At 69.0% G+C, this 18,201-nt stretch carries 14 protein-coding genes; 9 read left to right on the top strand and 5 right to left on the bottom strand.

Annotation, left to right across the window (positions count from 1 at the left end; all coding sequences use genetic code 11):
• Nucleotides 1–12: 12 nt before the first annotated feature.
• The 7 genes from kdpA (at nt 13) to FV229_RS09645 (ending at nt 8,750) form a co-directional block, all read left to right on the top strand.
• Nucleotides 13–1,728 (top strand): potassium-transporting ATPase subunit KdpA, encoded by a 1,716-nt coding sequence (gene kdpA / locus FV229_RS09615; RefSeq protein ID WP_147751743.1) that lies wholly within the window; start codon nt 13–15, stop codon nt 1,726–1,728.
• 13 nt (nt 1,729–1,741) lie between these two features.
• Nucleotides 1,742–1,945: a hypothetical protein gene (locus FV229_RS09620; RefSeq protein ID WP_147751744.1), complete on the top strand. Its 204-nt coding sequence runs from the start codon at nt 1,742–1,744 to the stop codon at nt 1,943–1,945.
• Between the two features lie 68 nt (nt 1,946–2,013).
• The gene (kdpB, locus tag FV229_RS09625) at nt 2,014–4,107 is read left to right on the top strand and encodes a potassium-transporting ATPase subunit KdpB (RefSeq protein WP_147751745.1); all 2,094 of its coding nucleotides are present in this window, start codon (nt 2,014–2,016) and stop codon (nt 4,105–4,107) included.
• A gap of 32 nt (nt 4,108–4,139) precedes the next feature.
• A complete protein-coding gene (locus tag FV229_RS09630; protein WP_147751746.1) occupies nt 4,140–4,745 on the top strand; it encodes a K(+)-transporting ATPase subunit C in 606 nt (201 codons plus the stop codon).
• Between the two features lie 24 nt (nt 4,746–4,769).
• Nucleotides 4,770–7,490, top strand: a complete 2,721-nt coding sequence (locus tag FV229_RS09635) for a sensor histidine kinase KdpD (RefSeq protein ID WP_147751747.1) — start codon at nt 4,770–4,772, stop codon at nt 7,488–7,490.
• On the top strand, nt 7,487–8,182 hold the full coding sequence (locus FV229_RS09640; protein WP_147751748.1) for a response regulator transcription factor: 696 nt from the start codon (nt 7,487–7,489) through the stop codon (nt 8,180–8,182). The genes FV229_RS09635 and FV229_RS09640 overlap by 4 nt, the downstream gene beginning before the upstream one ends.
• 58 nt (nt 8,183–8,240) lie before the next feature.
• Nucleotides 8,241–8,750, top strand: coding sequence for a PTS sugar transporter subunit IIA (locus FV229_RS09645; protein WP_238232447.1), 510 nt, complete (start codon nt 8,241–8,243; stop codon nt 8,748–8,750).
• A 319-nt stretch (nt 8,751–9,069) separates the two neighbouring features.
• Here the strand turns inward: FV229_RS09645 and FV229_RS09650 are convergent, their stop codons facing one another.
• The 5 genes from FV229_RS09650 to FV229_RS09670 all read right to left on the bottom strand — a co-directional run bounded on the left by FV229_RS09650 (nt 9,070) and on the right by FV229_RS09670 (nt 16,260).
• Nucleotides 9,070–10,278 carry a patatin-like phospholipase family protein gene (locus FV229_RS09650; protein WP_147751757.1) on the bottom strand — a complete coding sequence of 403 codons (1,209 nt, stop codon included), beginning with the start codon at nt 10,276–10,278 and terminating at the stop codon, nt 9,070–9,072.
• 65 nt (nt 10,279–10,343) lie between these two features.
• Complete coding sequence (locus tag FV229_RS09655) at nt 10,344–10,931, bottom strand: TetR/AcrR family transcriptional regulator (protein WP_147751749.1); 588 nt, start codon at nt 10,929–10,931, stop codon at nt 10,344–10,346.
• A complete protein-coding gene (locus FV229_RS09660; RefSeq protein ID WP_147751750.1) occupies nt 10,931–14,026 on the bottom strand; it encodes an efflux RND transporter permease subunit in 3,096 nt (1,031 codons plus the stop codon). Before FV229_RS09660 ends, FV229_RS09655 begins: the two co-directional genes overlap by 1 nt.
• An 87-nt stretch (nt 14,027–14,113) precedes the next feature.
• Complete coding sequence (locus FV229_RS09665; RefSeq protein ID WP_147751751.1) at nt 14,114–15,187, bottom strand: efflux RND transporter periplasmic adaptor subunit; 1,074 nt, start codon at nt 15,185–15,187, stop codon at nt 14,114–14,116.
• The gene (locus FV229_RS09670) at nt 15,184–16,260 is read right to left on the bottom strand and encodes an efflux RND transporter periplasmic adaptor subunit (protein ID WP_147751752.1); all 1,077 of its coding nucleotides are present in this window, start codon (nt 16,258–16,260) and stop codon (nt 15,184–15,186) included. Before FV229_RS09670 ends, FV229_RS09665 begins: the two co-directional genes overlap by 4 nt.
• A 234-nt stretch (nt 16,261–16,494) precedes the next feature.
• Between FV229_RS09670 and FV229_RS09675 the strand changes: the two genes are divergently transcribed.
• Nucleotides 16,495–17,139: a TetR/AcrR family transcriptional regulator gene (locus FV229_RS09675; RefSeq protein WP_147751753.1), complete on the top strand. Its 645-nt coding sequence runs from the start codon at nt 16,495–16,497 to the stop codon at nt 17,137–17,139.
• Between the two features lie 100 nt (nt 17,140–17,239).
• Nucleotides 17,240–17,602 (top strand): hypothetical protein, encoded by a 363-nt coding sequence (locus FV229_RS09680; protein WP_147751754.1) that lies wholly within the window; start codon nt 17,240–17,242, stop codon nt 17,600–17,602.
• Nucleotides 17,603–18,201 lie beyond the last annotated feature (599 nt).

Genomic DNA, 18,201 nt, shown 5'->3' on the forward strand with positions numbered 1-18,201 from the left:
GGAACGCCTCCCATGACCATCAACGGCTGGATACAGATCGCGCTGTTCTGCGCGGTCGTCCTCGCGCTCGCCCGCCCTCTCGGCGGCTACATGACCCGTGTCTTCACGGGTGAGCGAACCTTCCTTTCGCCCGTGCTCGCCCCCGTCGAGCGCGGGCTCTACCGCGTCGCCGGCATCGACGCCCGCCAGGAGCAGCACTGGCTCACCTACGCGCTGGCCATGCTCGCCTTCCACGTGCTCGGCTTCCTCGCCCTTTACGCGCTGCTGCGCTTCCAGGCGGTGCTGCCGTTCAACCCGGACGGGCAGTCCGCCGTCGCGCCGGATCTCGCCTTCAACACGGCGGCGAGCTTCGTGACCAACACGAACTGGCAGAACTACGGCGGCGAGACGACGATGTCTTACCTCACGCAGATGCTGGGGCTGACCCACCAGAACTTCCTCTCGGCGGCCACCGGCATCGCCCTGGCCGTCGCCCTCGTGCGCGGGTTCTCGCGCGCCTCGGCCGCCACCGTGGGCTCGTTCTGGGTCGACCTGACCCGGACCACCCTCTACGTGCTGCTGCCGATCTGCGTCGTCTACACGCTGTTCCTGGTCTCCCAGGGCATCCCGCAGACCCTCGGCGGGGCCGTCGAGGCGACCACCCTGGAAGGCGCCAAACAGACCATCGCGGTCGGCCCGGTGGCGAGCCAGGTCGCGATCAAGATGCTCGGCACCAACGGCGGCGGCTTCTTCAACGTCAACGCCGCCCACCCGTTCGAAAACCCGACCGCACTCTCGAACTTCATCCAGATCGTGTCGATCTTCGCCATCGGCGCGGCGCTCACCAACGTCTTCGGGCGGATGGTCGGCGACGAGCGCCAGGGCTGGGCGATCCTCGCCGCGATGGCGGTGCTGTTCCTGGCGGGCGTCACCGTCGTCTACTTGGCCGAGAGCGCCGGGAGCCCCGTCCTCAACGGCCTCGGCCTGACCGGCGGGAACATGGAGGGCAAGGAGGTCCGCTTCGGCATCGTCGCCTCGGCCCTGTTCGCGGCCGTCACCACGGCGGCCTCGTGCGGCGCGGTGAACGCCATGCACGACAGCTTCACCGCGCTCGGCGGCATGATCCCGCTGATCAACATGGAGCTCGGCGAGATCATCGTCGGCGGCGTCGGGGCGGGCCTCTACGGCATCCTCGTCTTCGTCATCGTGACGATCTTCGTCGCCGGCCTCATGGTCGGTCGTACGCCCGAGTACCTCGGTAAGAAGATCGAGGCCAAGGAGGTCAAGATGGCGATGCTCGCCATCTTGTGCCTGCCGCTGATGATGCTGGGGTTCACCGCGCTGGCCAGCGTGGTCGCCGCCGGCCTCGCCGGCCCGGCCAACGCCGGCCCGCACGGCTTCTCGGAGATCCTGTACGCCTTCACCTCGGCGGCTGCGAATAACGGATCGGCCTTCGGCGGGCTCACCGGCAACACCCTGTTCTACAACACCACGCTCGGCCTAGGCATGCTGTTCGGCCGGTTCTTCGTGATCGTCCCGGCGCTCGCCATCGCGGGGTCGCTTGCCGCCAAGAAGACGGTACCGGCCTCGGCCGGGACGTTCCCGACGCATGGGGGCCTGTTCGTCGGCCTGCTGGTCGGCGTGATCCTCATCGTCGGCGGCCTGACCTTCTTCCCGGCGCTGGCGCTCGGACCCATCGTCGAGCACCTCGCCGGCGGCCTCGGCCAGACCTTCGCGGCGGGGGGGTGAGGTGCAGGACGCCATGCTTCCATCCCGCAACCGCGCCGCCATGCGGCGCACTCTCGCACGTCACCGGCCGAGGCCGCCGACATGGAACCGGGTCCGACGGGACCGCCGCGACCTCCGCCTGTCGGACGTCATCCTCGGCATGCTCGGTCTCACGCTGCTCGGCGCCCTCGGCATCATTGCCGGGACTGCCCTCCTTGGCAGCGCCCTGACCCCCTGAGCCCCCACTCGGCGGCGCGTGACCGCGCCGCCGCCCGAGACGCTTCACCATCCAATCGGACAACCGCAATGGCCCGCCCAAACTCCACGAGCCTGTTCAGCGCCGCCCTCGTCGGGCCCGCGCTCGTCGGCGCCCTGACCAAGCTCGACCCCCGTAAGATGATCAAGAACCCGGTCATGTTCGTGGTCGAGGTCGTGGCCGCGCTCACCACCGTCCTGTTCGTCCGCGACGTGCTGACGGGCGGTGCCAACCTCGCCTTCTCCGGCCAGATCATCCTCTGGCTCTGGTTCACGGTGCTGTTCGCCAACTTCGCCGAGGCCATCGCCGAAGGGCGCGGCAAGGCCCAGGCCGACAGCCTCCGGCGCACCCGCACCGAGACCATGGCCAAACGCCTCACCGGCGCCGGCCGCGACTTCGAGACCATCCCCGGCAACGACCTGAAGGTCGGCGACGTGGTTCTGGTCGAGGCCGGCGACATCATCCCGTCGGACGGAGAGGTCATCCTCGGCGTGGCATCGGTCAACGAGGCCGCCATCACCGGCGAATCCGCCCCCGTCATCCGCGAATCCGGCGGCGACCGCTCGGCCGTGACCGGCGGGACGCAGGTGCTCTCCGACGAGATCCGGGTGCGCATCACGGCCGCGGCCGGCTCGACCTTCGTCGACCGCATGATCGCCCTGGTGGAAGGCGCCTCGCGCCAGAAGACCCCCAACGAGATCGCGCTCAACATCCTGCTCGCCGGCCTGACCATCATCTTCGTCTTTGCCGTCGCCTCGATCCCGAGCTTCGCCTCCTATGCCGGCGGGTCGATCCCGCTGATCGTGCTCGTCGCCCTGTTCGTCACCCTGATCCCCACCACCATCGGCGCGCTGCTCTCGGCCATCGGCATCGCCGGCATGGACCGGCTGGTGCGCTTCAACGTGCTCGCCATGTCGGGCCGCGCGGTGGAGGCGGCCGGCGACGTCGACACCCTGCTGCTCGACAAGACCGGCACGATCACGCTGGGCAACCGGCAGGCCACCGAGTTCCGCCCCGTCCGCGGCGTGACCGAGCAGGATCTCGCCGACGCGGCCCAGTTGGCCTCGCTGGCCGACGAGACCCCGGAGGGCCGCTCCATCGTCGTCCTGGCCAAGGAGAAGTACGGCATTCGGGCCCGCGACATGGCGAGCCTCAACGCGACCTTCGTACCGTTCACCGCGCAGACCCGGATGAGCGGCGTCGATCTCGACGGTTCCTCCATCCGCAAGGGCGCCGTCGATTCCATCATCGCCTCGGTGAGTTCACAGCCGATGGCAACCCGTGGCTCCGGTGCGGCGCTGGCTTTCAGCCCAGGCGTCGCCGACGAGACGGTGCGCGAGATCCAGTCCATCGCCGAGGACGTCGCCAAGGCCGGCGGCACCCCGCTCGCCGTGACGCGGGACGGCCGGCTTCTCGGCGTCGTCTATCTCAAGGACATCGTGAAGGGCGGCATCCGCGAGCGCTTCGCCGAGCTCCGCCAGATGGGCATCCGCACGGTGATGATCACCGGCGACAACCCCATGACCGCCGCCGCCATCGCGGCCGAGGCCGGCGTGGACGACTTCCTCGCCCAGGCCACGCCGGAGGATAAGCTCGCCCTGATCCGCAAGGAGCAGTCCCAGGGCAAGCTCGTCGCCATGTGCGGCGACGGCACCAACGACGCCCCGGCGCTCGCCCAGGCCGATGTCGGCGTCGCGATGAACACCGGAACGGTGGCGGCGCGCGAGGCCGGCAACATGGTCGACCTCGACAGCGACCCGACCAAGCTCATCGAGATCGTCGGCATCGGCAAGCAGTTGCTGATGACCCGCGGGGCGCTGACCACGTTCTCCATCGCCAACGACGTGGCCAAGTATTTCGCCATCATCCCGGCGATGTTCCTGGTGCTCTACCCGCAGCTCCAGGCCCTCAACGTCATGGGCCTCGCCTCGCCCGAGAGCGCGATCCTGTCGGCCATCATCTTCAACGCGCTGATCATCGTCGTGCTGATCCCGCTGGCGCTGAAGGGCGTGTCCTACCGGGCTGTCGGGGCCGGCGCCCTCCTGCGCCGCAACCTCCTGATCTACGGCCTCGGCGGCATCCTGGTGCCCTTCGTCGGCATCAAGGCCATCGATCTGGCCATCACCGCCCTGCACCTCGTCTGAGCCCCGCGAAACTCCAAATCAGGCCAACGTCCATGCTGAACCAGCTTCGCCCCGCCCTCGTCCTGCTGATCGCCCTGACGGCCATCACCGGGCTCGCCTACCCCCTCGCGATGACCGGCATCGCGGGGGCGATCTTCCCGGCCAAGGCCGCCGGCAGCCTGATCGAGCGCGACGGCAAAGTCGTCGGCTCCAGCCTGATCGGGCAGTCCTTCACGCAAGCCGGATACTTCCACGGTCGCCCCTCGGCCACGAGCGCCGCCGATCCGGCCGACGCCGGCAAGACCGTCCCGTCGCCCTACAACGCCGCGAACTCGTCGGGCTCGAACCTCGGGCCGACGAGCGCCGCCCTGGCCGAGCGGGTCAAGGGCGAACTCGACGGCCTCAGGGCCGAGAATCCCGGTAAGCCCGTCCCGGTCGACCTCGTCACCACCAGCGGCTCGGGCCTCGACCCGGACATCTCGCCGGACGCCGCCCTGTTCCAGGTGCCCCGGATCGCCAAGGCGCGCAGCCTGCCCGAGGATCGGGTGCGTTCCCTGGTGGAAGCGCAGGTCCAGGGTCGTCTCCTCGGCATCCTCGGCGAGCCCCGCGTCAACGTGCTCGCCCTCAACCTCGCCCTGGACGGTTCGGGGTCGAAGTAGAACCGCCAGATGACAGGCCGCCCCATGTCGACGCCGCATCGCGATCCGGACCGTCCCTCGCCCGACGCCCTGCTGGAGGCCGCGCGTCGGGAGGAAGGCGGACGGGGTCGCCTCAAGATCTTCCTCGGGGCGGCCCCGGGGGTCGGCAAGACCTACGAGATGCTCACCGTCGGGCGCGCGCGGCTTAAGGCCGGCACCGACGTGGTCGTCGGCGTGGTCGAGACGCACGGGCGCGCGGAGACCCTGGCGCTCGTCGAGGGCTTCGAGGTGCTTGGCCGGCGGTCGGTCGCGTACCACGGCACGGCGCTCGACGAGATGGACCTCGACGGCCTGCTGGCCCGCAGGCCCGCCCTGGCGCTGGTGGACGAGCTCGCCCACACCAACGCGCCGGGCTCGCGCCATCCGAAGCGCTACCAGGACGTCGAGGAACTGCTCGACGCCGGCATCGACGTCTACACCACCCTCAACATCCAGCACGTCGAGAGCCTGAACGACGTCGTCGCGCAGATCACCCGCATCCGGGTGCGCGAGACCGTGCCAGACGGCATCCTCGACCGCGCCGACGACATCGAGGTGGTCGACCTCAACCCCGACGACCTGATCCAGCGCCTCCGGGACGGCAAGGTCTACGTGAAGGGCAACGCCGAGCGCGCCCTCAAGCACTACTTCTCCCGCGGCAACCTGACGGCCCTGCGCGAGCTGGCGCTCCGCCGCACCGCAGACCGGGTCGACGACGAGCTCATCAGCCACATGCGGGCCAACGCCATCGCTGGCCCCTGGGGAGCCGGGGAGCGGGTGCTCGTCTGCGTCAGCGAGGACCCGAACTCCGCCGGCCTCGTGCGCCACGCCAAGCGCCTCGCCGACCGCCTGCACGCGCCGTGGACCGCCATCACCGTGGAAGGGCCGCGCAGCCTGTCCCTCGACGAGGCCGCGCGCGACCGCATCGCCGACACCCTGCGCCTCGCCGACCGGCTTGGCGGGGACGCGGTCACGCTTCCGGGCGGCCGGCGCGTCGCCGACGACATCCTCGCCTTCGCCCGCTCGACCAACGTCAACCACGTCATCCTCGGCAAGGCCGAACGCTCGCCGCTGTTCGAGCTCCTCAACGGCTCGGTGGTGCACGACATTATCCGCCGGTCCGGCAACATCAGCGTGCACGTCATCACCGGCGAGGCCGCGAAGGCCGATCCGGTCCCGGCGAAGACGGTCGCGACGGCGGTCGAGAAGCGGCCCGTCGAGATCCTGCCCTATGCCGTCGGGCTCCTCGGCACGGGTGCCGCCCTCGGGCTCGCGCTGCTGGTCGAGCCTTATCTCGGCGTCGAGAACGCCGACCTCATCCTGCTGACCGCCATCGTCGCCGTCGCGGTGCGCTTCGGCCTGGGGCCGTCGCTCGTGGCCGTGGTCGCCGCGTCGTTGGCCTACAACTTCTTCTTCCTGCCGCCGGTCTACACCCTGACCATCGCGGACCCGACCAACATCGCCGCGTTCCTGTTATTCACGGTGGTGGCGGTAGCCGTCTCGAACCTGGCGTCCCGATCCCGCCGCGAGGCGGTGGTCTCGCACGGCAGGGCGCGGGCGACCGAGCGGCTCTACGGCTTCAGCCGCAAGCTCGCCGGATGCGGCACCCTCGACGACGTGCTCTGGGCGACCTCCGCCCAGATCGCCGCCATGCTGAGGGTCCGGGTCGTCGTCCTGCTCCCCGATCAGGGAGCGGTCTCCGTCCGGGCCGGCTTCCCGCCCGAGGACACCCTCGATGCGGCCGACCTGGGCGCCGCGAATTGGACCTTCGACAACGAGCGGCCCGCGGGGCGGGGCGCCGACACGCTACCGGGGGCCAAGCGGCTGTTCCTGCCGATGCGGACGGGCCGCGGCATCGTCGGGGTCATCGGCCTCGACACCGACGGCATCGGACCGATCCTCTCACCGGAGAGCCGGCGCCTGTTCGACGCGCTGGCCGACATGGCGGCACTGGCCATCGAGCGGGTGCGCCTGGTCGAGGACCTCGACCGGGCGGAGCGCGCCGCCGAGACCGACCGGCTGCGGCAGGCCCTGCTCACCTCGATCTCGCACGACCTGCGCACCCCTCTGTCCTCGGTGCTCGGTGCGGCCACGACCCTGCGCGACCTCGACGAGGCCTTGGAAGCAGACGCCAAGAGGGACCTTCTCGACACCATCATCGAGGAGTCCGAGCGGCTGAACCGCTTCATCGTCAACCTCCTCGACATGACCCGATTGGAGGCGGGGGCCGTGGCGGCGAGCCTCACGCCGCAGGACGTCGGCGAGACCGTCGACACCGCACTGCGCCGCTTAGGCTCAATCCTCGCCGGCCATCGGGTCGAGCTCGATCTTCCGGCCACCCTGCCGGCCCTGCGCCTCGATCCGGTGCTGTTCGAGCAGGTGCTGGTCAACCTCCTCGACAACGCCGCCAAGTACGCCCCCGAGGGGTCCACCGTCACCGTCAGGGGCTCTGTCGAGCGTGGGCAGGTCCGTCTCACGGTCCTCGACGAGGGCGACGGCCTGCCCGAGGCCGACGTCGAGCGCGTGTTCGACAAGTTCTATCGCGTCCGGAAGGGCGACAGCGTCCGGGCCGGGACCGGCCTCGGCCTCGCCATCGCCCGCGGGTTCGTCGAGGCCATGGGCGGCACGCTGACGGCCGGCAACCGCCGCGACCGCCTGGGCGCCGTTTTCACCGTCCTCCTGCCCGTCCCCCCGGCGGGAAACGTTCGCGCGGATCTGGCGGCATGAGCATGAACATCCTCGTCATCGACGACGAGCCGCCGATCCGGAAGCTCCTGCGCATGGGCCTTGCGACCCAGGGCTACGAGACCTTCGAGGCACCGAACGCACGCGCCGCGCTGGACGTCCTGTCCCGTGAGACCGTCGACCTGATCATCCTCGACCTCGGGCTGCCCGACATGCGCGGGCACGACCTGCTGCGCCTGATCCGCAAGGACCATCGCGACCTGCCCGTGGTGGTCCTGTCCAGCCGGGACGACGAGGCCGGCAAGGTCGAGGCGCTCGACCTCGGGGCGGACGACTACGTCACCAAGCCCTTCGGCATGGGCGAATTGCTGGCCCGCATCCGCGCGGCCCTGCGCCACCAGCTCGCGGTCCAGGGCGAACGCGCCCTGTTCGAGGTCGACGGCCTCAGCGTCGACCTGGTGCGCCGCCTGGTCCGGGTCCGCGGCGAGGAGGTGAAGCTCACGCCGCGCGAGTACGACTTCCTGCGCGTCCTGATCCAGCATGCCGGGAAGGCCTTGACCCACGCCCAACTCATGAGCGAGGTCTCCACCTCGTCCGACCCGCAGTACCTGCGGGTCTACATGCGCCAGCTTCGCCTAAAGCTGGAGGCCGATCCCGAGCGCCCGCGCATCCTCCTGACCGAGACCGGCGTCGGCTATCGCCTGCGTGCCCCCGAGGACGAGGCCCGGGCTTGATGGCGGGTTTCGCCGTGCATGAAGGCGAACCCTTCGAGATCCTTCCGGACCCGGGCGCTTGAGCGAGCCCCTCGACCCCTACCGCAGTTCCGCGACCGAGCCGACCCGAATGACCATCGACGAGATCCTATCGCCCGACCAAGTCGCCGTCGGGGTCCGCACGGCGAGCAAGGCCGCGCTCCTGGACGACCTGGCGCGCCGGGCCGCCCAGGCGCTCGGCCTCGATGCCGCGTCGCTGCGGACGGCGCTGGAGAAGCGCGAGGGCCTCGGTTCGACCGGGGTCGGGGACGGCATCGCGCTGCCGCACGCCCGGCTGGAGAGCGTCAGGCGCCCGTTCGGATGCCTGGTACGCCTGCGCGACGCGGTGGACTTCGACGCCATCGACGAACGGCCGGTGGACCTCGTGTTCCTACTGCTGCTCCCGACCGATGCGCAGGGTTCGCAATTCAATGCCCTGGCCTGCGTCGCCCGCCGGATGCGTGATACCGAGGCGGTGGCGGCGATGCGGGGAGCCCGCGATGCGGGCGCGCTGTACGCGACCATGAGGGGCAGCCGGACGGCACCGTGACGGTCTACCCGCTGTCGATACAACGACACTGGATGCCATGCAGCCTAACGTTCCATGATGGGTGGATTGCAGTCGGTCCGCTTCTGGGGGCCAATGTATGTGTGGATCGGCGTCGAAAAATGACACCGGCCGAGCCGTTCCTAACTTTCTAACGCAGTGTGAAAATTGGAGTTTCCAGTAGGGTCACGATCAGCGCCGGTTGTGACCCCACTCCTCAAGGTACTTTGTCAAACATCGCAGTGACTTTACAGAGCTGAAGGAGGGTTCAGGCTTCAAAGCTGATCCACAGCGGAACGATGCAATCCGAAAATCGGCCCTTTCAGAGCCCTGATCCAGGGCCTCGCCGAGGCGCTCCGACCGAGCTCGCGACGTCGCCGGGAGCAGTCAGCGGAACCCTGCTGCGCCAGGCGGTCCCGGATCGCGCCTTCTCGAAGCCGGCCTCGTAGAGGCTTCGCATGTACGAGACCTCGAAGCCGTCCACCGTCGTCGGCCTGGGAGCCGACCCGTCGATGTAGGCGAGGTGGAACCCTGCCCGGCGGCTGGCGGCGAAGGCGTAGGCCGCCGCCAGGCTTGCCGAGCTACGCGCCTGCGCCCCAGTGGCGAGGGTCTGCTGGACGATGGGAAGGGTCTCGGCCCGCACGATCTCGAACTCGGGATCGATCCGCCCGTTCATGAGGACGTAGAAGTCGGCCTTCCCCGGGGCGCCACGGATCCTGTCGCCGACGAGCGCCGCCTGGGGCAGGATGAAGACCGGCGCGACCACGGCGCCGTCGACGTGGAGTTCCTGATGGACGCGTCCCTCGGCCTGCACGTCGAAAAGCTGCGGTTGGAACACCGCCGGCACGCTGGCCGATGCCGTGAGCACGTCACGGAACAGTGCCATGGCGCTCGGGGCGCCGCTCGCGGCGATGGTGCCCATGTTCCAGACCATGGCCCGCTTGGCGTCGAGGTTCGTCGTCATGACCAGTAGCCGTCGACCCTTGGCATGCTCGCTCGCCACCGCCGCCAGCAGGTCGGTGGTGACGTAGCGCCCGACGAGGTCGCGAAGGCGCTGGTCTCCGAACAGCCCCGATCCGAAGACCACGTTGGCGAGGCTCGGATTGGCGACGAGCGAGGAGGCGACGCCACTCGTGTAGATCTCGGTGAGGACCGGGTCGTAGGCCGTTCCCAGGAAGGCGAACGGCGCGATCAGCGCTCCGGTGCTGACGCCCGAGACGAGGGAGAACTCGGGCCGCGTTCCCGCCGCCGACCAGCCGTTGAGGACCCCGGCCCCGTAGGCGCCGTCGCCGCCGCCGCCCGACAGCGCCAGGTATGTGAACGGCCTCGAACGCGGCTGTCGGGCTCCCATGAACGTCGCGTACCGCTCCAGGGGAACGTCGGCGAATATCCGTGCGCCGGGAATGCCCGCCACCTCGGCCGCCGCGGACTCGCTCGCGGTGTAGGGCGTCCGCGGAAGCGAGGCGCAGGCCACGAGACTCGACAGTGCGGTCGCTGCGACGACGGCCCGTATCCGGCCTGCGAATGGCATCGTCTTCATGGAAAGCCTCTCGCTCCCCCTCAACAGAGGGTCGGTCACGCGCGCACTCGGCCGGTTCAGACTTGGGCCAGCCGCAGAAGGTCCAGCAGGGCCGCGGTCAGCCCGGCCGGGTCGGCCGGTCCGAGCCCGAGGGCGATGGCAAGCCAGGAGCCCTCGACGAGAGCTCGCACGGCGTGGGCACGGCCCGGTTCGATGCCGTTCAGGTCCGGGTCCAGCCATGCGTCGGAGAAGCCCTGCCACCGGCGGAGCGCCTCCGGGTCGGCAAGCAGCGCCGCCAGGATGACGGGCCGGTTGCAGGCAGGGTCCGGCGCGACGAGGGCCTGGACGTAAGCCCTCAGACGACGTCCTCGCGGATCGGGATCGGCGGCCGAGAAACGGAGCAGGTCCCGCTGAAGCCGGGCGATGAGGTCGTCCAGCAACGAGGCCCGCAGCCTCGCCTTGCTGGGGAAGTGATGGAGGAGCCCGCCCTTGCTGGTGCGCGCCTCCCGCGCGACAGCCTCCAACGTCAGCGCCTGCACGCCGTGGCGCAGGAGTACGCGGGAAGCGGCCTGGAGGAGCCGCTCCTTGCGGTCCGAGCCCTTTCGGGCGCGGATCGGCGATGCTGGCGGCGTGGCCGATGCCATCGGGTCGTGGGCCACGAGCATCACGCCGGCACCTGTCCGTGGCTATGCGGGTCCGCGGCGGGCACCGCCTTTCCTTCGCCCTGACCGGGCTTGATCCGGTACCAGCCGACATACAGTGCGGGCAGGAAGAACAGGGTCAGGAAGGTGCCGGCGATGATGCCGCCGATCATGGCGTAGGCCATCGGCCCCCAGAAGATCTCGCGGGCGATGGGGATCATCGCGAGGCTGGCGGCGGCGGCGGTTAGGAGAATGGGCCGCATGCGATGGCAGGTCGCCTCGACCACCGCGTCCCACCTCGGCATGCCCGTGGCCTCGTACTCCTCGATCTGGGCGACCATGATCACCGAGTTGCGGATGATGATGCCGATGAGGGCCAGCACGCCGAGGATGGCGACGAAGCCGAGGGGCGCCCCCGAGGGCAGAAGGGCCGCCACGACGCCGATCAGGCCGAGGGGCGCGACGCTGACCACCAGGAAGAGCTTCTGGATGCTCTGCAGCTGCACCATGAGGAAGAAGGCCATGGCGAGGAGCATCACGGGCGCCACGGCCGCGATGGGACCGGAACCCTTCCCGCTTTCCTCGACCTCGCCACCCGTCGCGAGGACGTAGCCTGGGGGAAGCGTCTTCCGGAACGCCTCGATCTCGGGCTTCAGGGCGGCCACGACCGTGGCCGCCTGCGTGGCGTCCTTGATTGTGGTCTTCACGGTGATGGTGGGGAGCCGGTCGCGCCGCCAGACGATGGGTTGCTCCAAATCGTAGCGGATTTTGGCGAAGGCCAGCAGGGAGACGGTGCTGCCGTTGGGGAGCGGGACCTGCAGGCTCTTCAGCGTATCGATGGAGTGCCGCTCGGCGGCCTGGGCGCGGCTGACCACGTTTACGAGATAGATCGAATCCCGGACTTGGGTGATGCTGCCACCGCCCACGACCCCGTTGAGGATCGTGGCGATGTCCTTCGAGGTGATGCCGAGCTGGCGGGCCTTGTCCTGCAGGATCTCTACCTTCAGCACCTTGCCGGGCTCGTTCCAGTCCAGCGTCGGGACGGACAGGCTGGCGTTCGCGGCGACGATGTTCGACAGTGTCATCGCCGACTGGCGCACCACCTGCAGGTCGGGACCGCCGATCCGGTACTGGATCGGGCGTCCGACCGGCGGCCCGATGTCCAGTGGGTGTACGAAGACGTCGGTGCCGACGAAGTCCCGCTTCGCAACCTTGCTCAGGCGAGCGATGGTGCGACCGCGCGCTTCCAAGGAGGCCGTCTCGATGACGATCTGGCCGAAGAAGGCATTGGCGAGCTGCTGATCCAGCGGAAGGTAGAAGCGGACGGCGCCCTGTCCGACGTAGGAGGTCCAGTGCCGGATCTCGGGATCGCCCTTCAGCACGCTCTCGAAGCGGTCCATCTGGGCCTGCGTCTCGCCGATGCTGGCGCTCTGCGGCAGCGTCATGTCGACGAGCACCTCGGGCCGATCCGAGGACGGGAAGAACTGCTGCTGGACGAAGCCGAGGCCGTAGACGGAGGCCCCGAGCAGCGCGACGCAGACCGTCACGGTCAGCCAGCGATGGCGCATGGCGGGCAGGAGCAGGGCGCGGAAGGCCGAGAGCGTGCGGCTCGGCTTGTCGTGGTGGCCCTTGATGGCCTTCGGCAGGATCTTGACCCCGATCAGGGGGGTGAACGCCACGGCCACCACCCATGAGACGAGGAGCGAGACCGCGATGACGACGAAGAGCGAGTAGGTGTACTCGCCCGCCGACGAGCCGTTGAATCCGATGGGGATGAAGCCCGCCACCGTCACGAGCGTGCCCGTCAGCATCGGGAAGGCGGTGGAGGTGTAGGCGAAGACGGCGGCCTTCTGCAGGCTGTCGCCGACCTCCAAACGTGCGACCATCATCTCGACGGAGATCATGGCGTCGTCGACCAGGAGGCCGAGCGCGATGATGAGCGCGCCGAGCGAGATGCGCTGGAGCGTCACCCCCATGGCGTCCATGATCACGAAGGTGATGGCCAGGACCAGCGGGATGGAGAGCGAGACGACGAGGCCGGCGCGCCACCCCAGGCTGATGAAGCTCACCGCCAGAACGATCACTACCGCCTCGATCAGGGCCTGGACGAAGCCGCCCACGGCCTCCTCCACGATCTTGGGCTGGTCTGAGACGAGGTGGATGCCGACGCCCGCGGGCAGGTCGGCTTCGAGCTCGCGCATCTTCTCCTTCAGCGCCTCGCCGAAGTGCAGGAGATTGGCGCTGGCCTGCATGGCGACGGCGAGCCCGATGGCGGGCTGGCCGTCGTAGCGGAACAGGGCCTCGGGCGGATCGGTGAAGCCGCGGGAGATCTCGGCCACGTCCGAGAGCCGGAAGAAGCGGTCGTTGATCCGCAGGTTGATGGCCTTCAGGCTGTTCTCGTCCGTGAACTGCCCGCCGACGCGCACGCTGACCTGCTCGGGCCCGGCCTGGATCACGCCCGAGGGCTGGACGGCGTTCTGGGCCTGCAGGGTGTTGATGACGCTCTGCATGTCGATGCCGAGCGCGGCGAGCTTGCGCACCGAGAAGTCGAGGTAGATCACCTCGTCGCGCGCGCCCAGGATCTGGGTCTTGCCGACGTTCTCCACGGCCAGGACGCCGGTGCGCACCTGCTCGACGTAGTCGCGGAGCTGACGCATCGAGAGGCCGTCCGACGTGAAGGCGTAGATGTTGCCGAACACGTCGCCGAACTCGTCGTTGTAGCCCAGCGGCTGGACGCCCTGCGGGAACGTGCCCTGGATGTCGCCGAGGCGCTTGCGCACCTGGTAGAACAGCCACGGGATGGTTTTGGGGGGCGTGGTCTCGCGAAGGTTGACGAACACGGTTGTCTGGCCCGGGGTCGTGTAGCTCTTCGTGTAATCGACCGCGTTGATCTGCTTGACCTCCTTCTCGATGCGCTCGGTCACCTGTTGCAGCGTCTCGTCGATGGTGGCGCCCGGCCAGCGGGCCTGGACGACCATGGTCTTGATCGCAAAGGCCGGGTCCTCCTCGCGCCCGAGCTTGGTGTAGGCCATGGCCCCGGCCAACAGCGCGATGGCCATGAGGAACCAGATGAAGGACCGGTGGGACAGCGCCCATTCCGAGATGTTGAAGGATTTCATCGGCGCATCCTTGCGCGGCTCGACAGGTCCGGGACCCGCGGGTGAACGGAAAGGGCGATTGGAGGGGAAGACCGCGGCGGATCGGGCCTAGAGGTCGGTCTCGGGAAGCCGGACGGCCTGGCCCTCGGTGAAGCCGTGGACGCCGGCGACGGCGACCTTCTCGCCGGCCTTGAGACCGGTCCCGACGAAGGCGCGACCCTCCTCGCGTTCCAGGATCGTGACCTCGCGGCGGTTTATGGTCCTGCCGTCCGGGGCGACGACCCAGACCGCGGCGTGGCCGTCGTCCTCGACGAGGGCCGTCGACGGCACCGGGAAGCGCGGAGAGACCGGCCGCTCGAACGCGACCGTGACGGTATTGCCGAGGCGGAAACCATCGGGCGGATCGATCAGGGACATGCGCACGCGTCGCGTCCGGGTCGAGGCTTCGGCCAGGGGACCGATCTCGCGCACGCGGGCCCTGGCGGTGACCTCGGGAACCTCCTGGAGCCTGACCGTGAACTCGATGTCCTTCGGCATTTCGCCGATCAGATCGTCCGGGATGTCGACCACGGCCTCGCGCACGTCGGGACGCGCCATCGTGACCACCACCTGCCCCGGCGGGACCACCTGCCCGACCTCGGCGCTCCACGCCGTGACGACGCCGTCGAAGCCCGCGGTGAGCGTGGCGTAGCCGAGCTCGTCCGTGGCCTTCTGCAGGGCGGCCTTGGCCTGGGCCAGCCGGGCGTCGGCGGTGTCGCGATTGGCCACCGCCCCGTCGAGCTGGGCCTGCGTCACGGCGCTGTTGTTCTCGAACAGGATGCGTTGCCGCCCCTCGGCGGCCGAGGCGTTCTTCACTTGCGCCTGGGCATCGGCCACGTCGGCGCGGGCCCGCACCAGGGCGAACTGCTGCACGGTGGGATCAAGGGCGGCAAGCCGCGTGCCCTTGGCGACTTGGTCGCCGACGAAGACGTCGCGGGCGACGATGCGACCGCCGATCCGGAAGCCGAGTTGGCTCTCGTAGCGAGGCTGGACCGTGCCCGCGAAGGGGCCGAAGGTCCGGGCTTCCTCCAGTGCCACGGTCGTCGTCAGGACCGGGCGGACCGGCGGCGGGGCCTCGGCCTTCTGCTCCTTGCAGCCCGAAAGGGCGACGAGGGCGGCGATGGGGAGGACGAGGCGTCTCACGGCGTGCCCTTTCCGGCGACGGTGACCTTTCGGCCCGGTGACAGGAACTGGATGCCGGCGGTGACGACCTCCTCGCCGGGCTCGACGCCACCGGCGAGGACGATGCCCGAGCCTTCGTAGCGGTCGATCTCGACGGGCTTGGGCGACACGCTCCCCGTTCCCGGGTCGAGGACCCACACCGCCGACGCGTCCTTCCATCGGAAGAGCGCGCTCCACGGCAGCGTCACCGCATCCCGCGGGCGCAGGCGGGCACGTCCGAGCACCACCGCCCCCAGCGACATCCCGGCCGGCACCGCGTCGAGACCGATCTTCACGCGGACGCCGCCGGAGTTCGTGTCGACGGTGGGGGAGATCTCCCGCACGGTCCCGACTGTGGTCACGCGCGGGTCGGCCTGGAGCGAGACGTCGACCTTCCGGCTCTCGGGGGGCGGCTCCAGCAGGATGGTCGGGACCGTGAAGACGGCGTCGCGGCTTCCGTCCTGCGCCAGCGTGAACACGGTCTGGCCAGAGGAGACCACCTGGCCTGCCTCCGCGCTGCGGGCTGTGATGATGCCGGCCACGCCGGTCCGAAGCTCGGTGTAGGTGAACTGCTCCTTGGCCGTCCCGAGGGCCGCCCGGGCCGAGTCGACCGACGCCTGCGTCGTTCTAAGCTGCTGCTCCGCCCCGTCGTAGGTGGTGCGGGTGGTATAGCCGCTCTTCATCAGGGTCTGCTGGCGCTCGAAGTTCACCTTGGCTTGGGTGAGGAGCGCCTCGGCGGAGTTTAGCGCCGCCTGGGCGGTGTCGACGTTGACCTGTTGCTCCTGCGGCTCCAGCCTCGCGATGACCTGATTGGCCTGGACGTGGTCCCCGACCTCGGCCAGGCGCTCCGCGATCTTGCCGGTTACACGGAAGGAGACGTTGGATAGATACTTCGCCTGGATGTCCCCGCTCAGCACCACGTCCTCCGAGACCGGGGTGCGGATCGCGGTGACCGTCTTCACGGAGACCGCCTCGGTCGTAGGCCGACCGTCGGCCGCAACCGCATCGGCGGCGGCGAGCAGCGCGACAAAAACAAGCGTCAGGCGGGTCATCATGGGATCGGGCTCCGTGTCACCCGCGTGGATGGGAGGCGAAGGAGCGGCTGCGAGGGGGCGGAGCAGCCGCTCCTTCTTGGCCGTCGAACCTGAGGAGGGGGCGACGGCCATTCCGGTGCCCCGGGATGGGGCGAAAAGGTTTTCCCGGCGCGGTGATGCGGCCGTGACGGCGACGCGCTTGCCGGAATGCCCTTGATCTACTAATAACTAACCAGTCAGTCAACAGAGAACGAAATGAGCAAGGCGGCGGTCGGACCGAGGCAAAGACGCAAGGAAGCGCGACCGGGCGAGATCCTGGAGGCGGCGTTCGAGGAGTTCGCCCTCAAGGGCTTCGCCGGGACGCGGGTCGACGACGTCGCCGTGCGCGCCGGGATCACGAAGGGCACGGTCTACCTCTACTTCCCGAGCAAGGAGGATCTGTTCGTCGCCACCTTCAAGGAGATGGTGCAGCCGACCCTCGACCTGCTCGCCAGCTTGGCGACCAATCCGAAGGGCCCGGCGATGGAGATCCTTCGGGCCTACTTCCGGTTCGTCTACGACGCCCTGGTCCATGACCGACGCGGCCGGGAGTTGCTCCGGCTGCTGCTCGCCGACGGGACGCGCTTTCCGGAACTGGCTGTGCGGTGGCACGACGAGGTCATCGGGCCGGTGAACGCCCGGTTGGCCGCCGTCCTCGCCTACGGTGTGGAACGCGGCGAATTCCGGCCGGTCGCGGCGAGCGAGTTCCCGAACCTCATGATGGCAGCCGCGGTGTCCGCCTCGATCTGGCGCACGCAGTTCGGGGATGCCTACCCCATGGATATGGCCGCCTACTTCGACGCCCACCTCGACATGCTTGAACGGACCCTCGTCGTGGGCCGCGCAGGCGAAGGTCGCTGAGATTCGATCAGGAGGACGTCATGGAAATCGCGGTCCTTACGGCCGCCACCGGCCTGGCCGGCTCCCTCGTGGGCGCGGCCTCGTCGCTGGTGACGACGTGGTGACCCAGAACGGCGCGCGCAAGGCGCAATGGCAGGCACAGGAAGCGGGAAAGCGCGAGGCGCTCTACGACGAGTTCATCGCCGAGGCGTCGAAGTGTCTGGCCGACGCGATCACGCACGATCCGGAGGGGCCGGAGGTGGTCGTCGGCATGTTTGCCATCATCGGTCGCATGCGCCTGAGATCGACACGTCCGGTGATCGAGGCGGCCGAGCGGCTGCTGTCGCGCGTGGTCGACATCTACGCCTCGCCGAACCTGACCTTCGCCGAGATCCAGGACAGGATCAGGCAGGGGAAGGACGCAGACCCCCTCGCCGACTTCGGTGAAACCTGCCGCCGGGAACTCGAAGTCCTTCGGCTTTAAGGCGAAACCGGAGCGCATTGGCGGCCGTCCTCGCGAGGGCGATGCTTGATGTATGTGGCGTTAGACCGGTGAGGACACTCATGGCAGGTCAAGGACCAAGTCGTGAATTTGCTGCGGACGTTCGCTTGCTGCGGCGGAGACACGGCGCTGCTCCTCTTCGGGAACAGCATGAGGCCACTCTCAAGCACCTGCATCCCGAGACCGTTGCAAGCGATGCCAACCGATGCGCGCGCGCCTCAGCCCTGTCCCTAATTCAGATTAGGATTGGTAGGTCTCAGCTCCCTCAGGATGCCCCTTCATCCACCAAGTTCGATCTGCTCTCTTCAAAGGGACGGAGCCGCCCTTCAGTCAGGCATTTTGTGGCCTTGAACGATCTAATTGGCGCCTGACAGCGATCAGAGGCGGGGTTGTGTGCTCTAAGGCAAGCCAAAAGGTCATCGCTTCCTGAACACTCAGACCACGAACGTCCGCTTGATCGGCCCCCACGAGGTGGTCCAAGGGTAAAGTTAGTGCACGGTGGGCCGCTCCGCCACGGGTAGCTTGGCCGGCGGAGCTGGTCTGGCGAGCGCAGCCGGCCAAGCGGAGAAGGCTGGCATGAA

It is taken from the genome of Methylobacterium sp. WL120 (assembly GCF_008039465.1).
Taxonomy (GTDB): domain Bacteria; phylum Pseudomonadota; class Alphaproteobacteria; order Rhizobiales; family Beijerinckiaceae; genus Methylobacterium; species Methylobacterium cerastii.

Excerpts from the sequence above, each read along its gene's own strand:
- kdpA (WP_147751743.1), top strand. The coding sequence starts at position 13 with ATGACCATCAACGGCTGGATACAGATCGCGCTGTTCTGCGCGGTCGTC.
- FV229_RS09640 (WP_147751748.1), top strand. The coding sequence starts at position 7,487 with ATGAGCATGAACATCCTCGTCATCGACGACGAGCCGCCGATCCGGAAG.
- FV229_RS09650 (WP_147751757.1), bottom strand. The coding sequence starts at position 10,278 with ATGCCATTCGCAGGCCGGATACGGGCCGTCGTCGCAGCGACCGCACTG.
- kdpB (WP_147751745.1), top strand. The coding sequence starts at position 2,014 with ATGGCCCGCCCAAACTCCACGAGCCTGTTCAGCGCCGCCCTCGTCGGG.
- FV229_RS09675 (WP_147751753.1), top strand. The coding sequence starts at position 16,495 with ATGAGCAAGGCGGCGGTCGGACCGAGGCAAAGACGCAAGGAAGCGCGA.
- FV229_RS09635 (WP_147751747.1), top strand. The coding sequence starts at position 4,770 with ATGTCGACGCCGCATCGCGATCCGGACCGTCCCTCGCCCGACGCCCTG.
- FV229_RS09630 (WP_147751746.1), top strand. The coding sequence starts at position 4,140 with ATGCTGAACCAGCTTCGCCCCGCCCTCGTCCTGCTGATCGCCCTGACG.
- FV229_RS09655 (WP_147751749.1), bottom strand. The coding sequence starts at position 10,931 with ATGCTCGTGGCCCACGACCCGATGGCATCGGCCACGCCGCCAGCATCG.
- FV229_RS09670 (WP_147751752.1), bottom strand. The coding sequence starts at position 16,260 with ATGATGACCCGCCTGACGCTTGTTTTTGTCGCGCTGCTCGCCGCCGCC.
- FV229_RS09620 (WP_147751744.1), top strand. The coding sequence starts at position 1,742 with ATGCTTCCATCCCGCAACCGCGCCGCCATGCGGCGCACTCTCGCACGT.
- FV229_RS09660 (WP_147751750.1), bottom strand. The coding sequence starts at position 14,026 with ATGAAATCCTTCAACATCTCGGAATGGGCGCTGTCCCACCGGTCCTTC.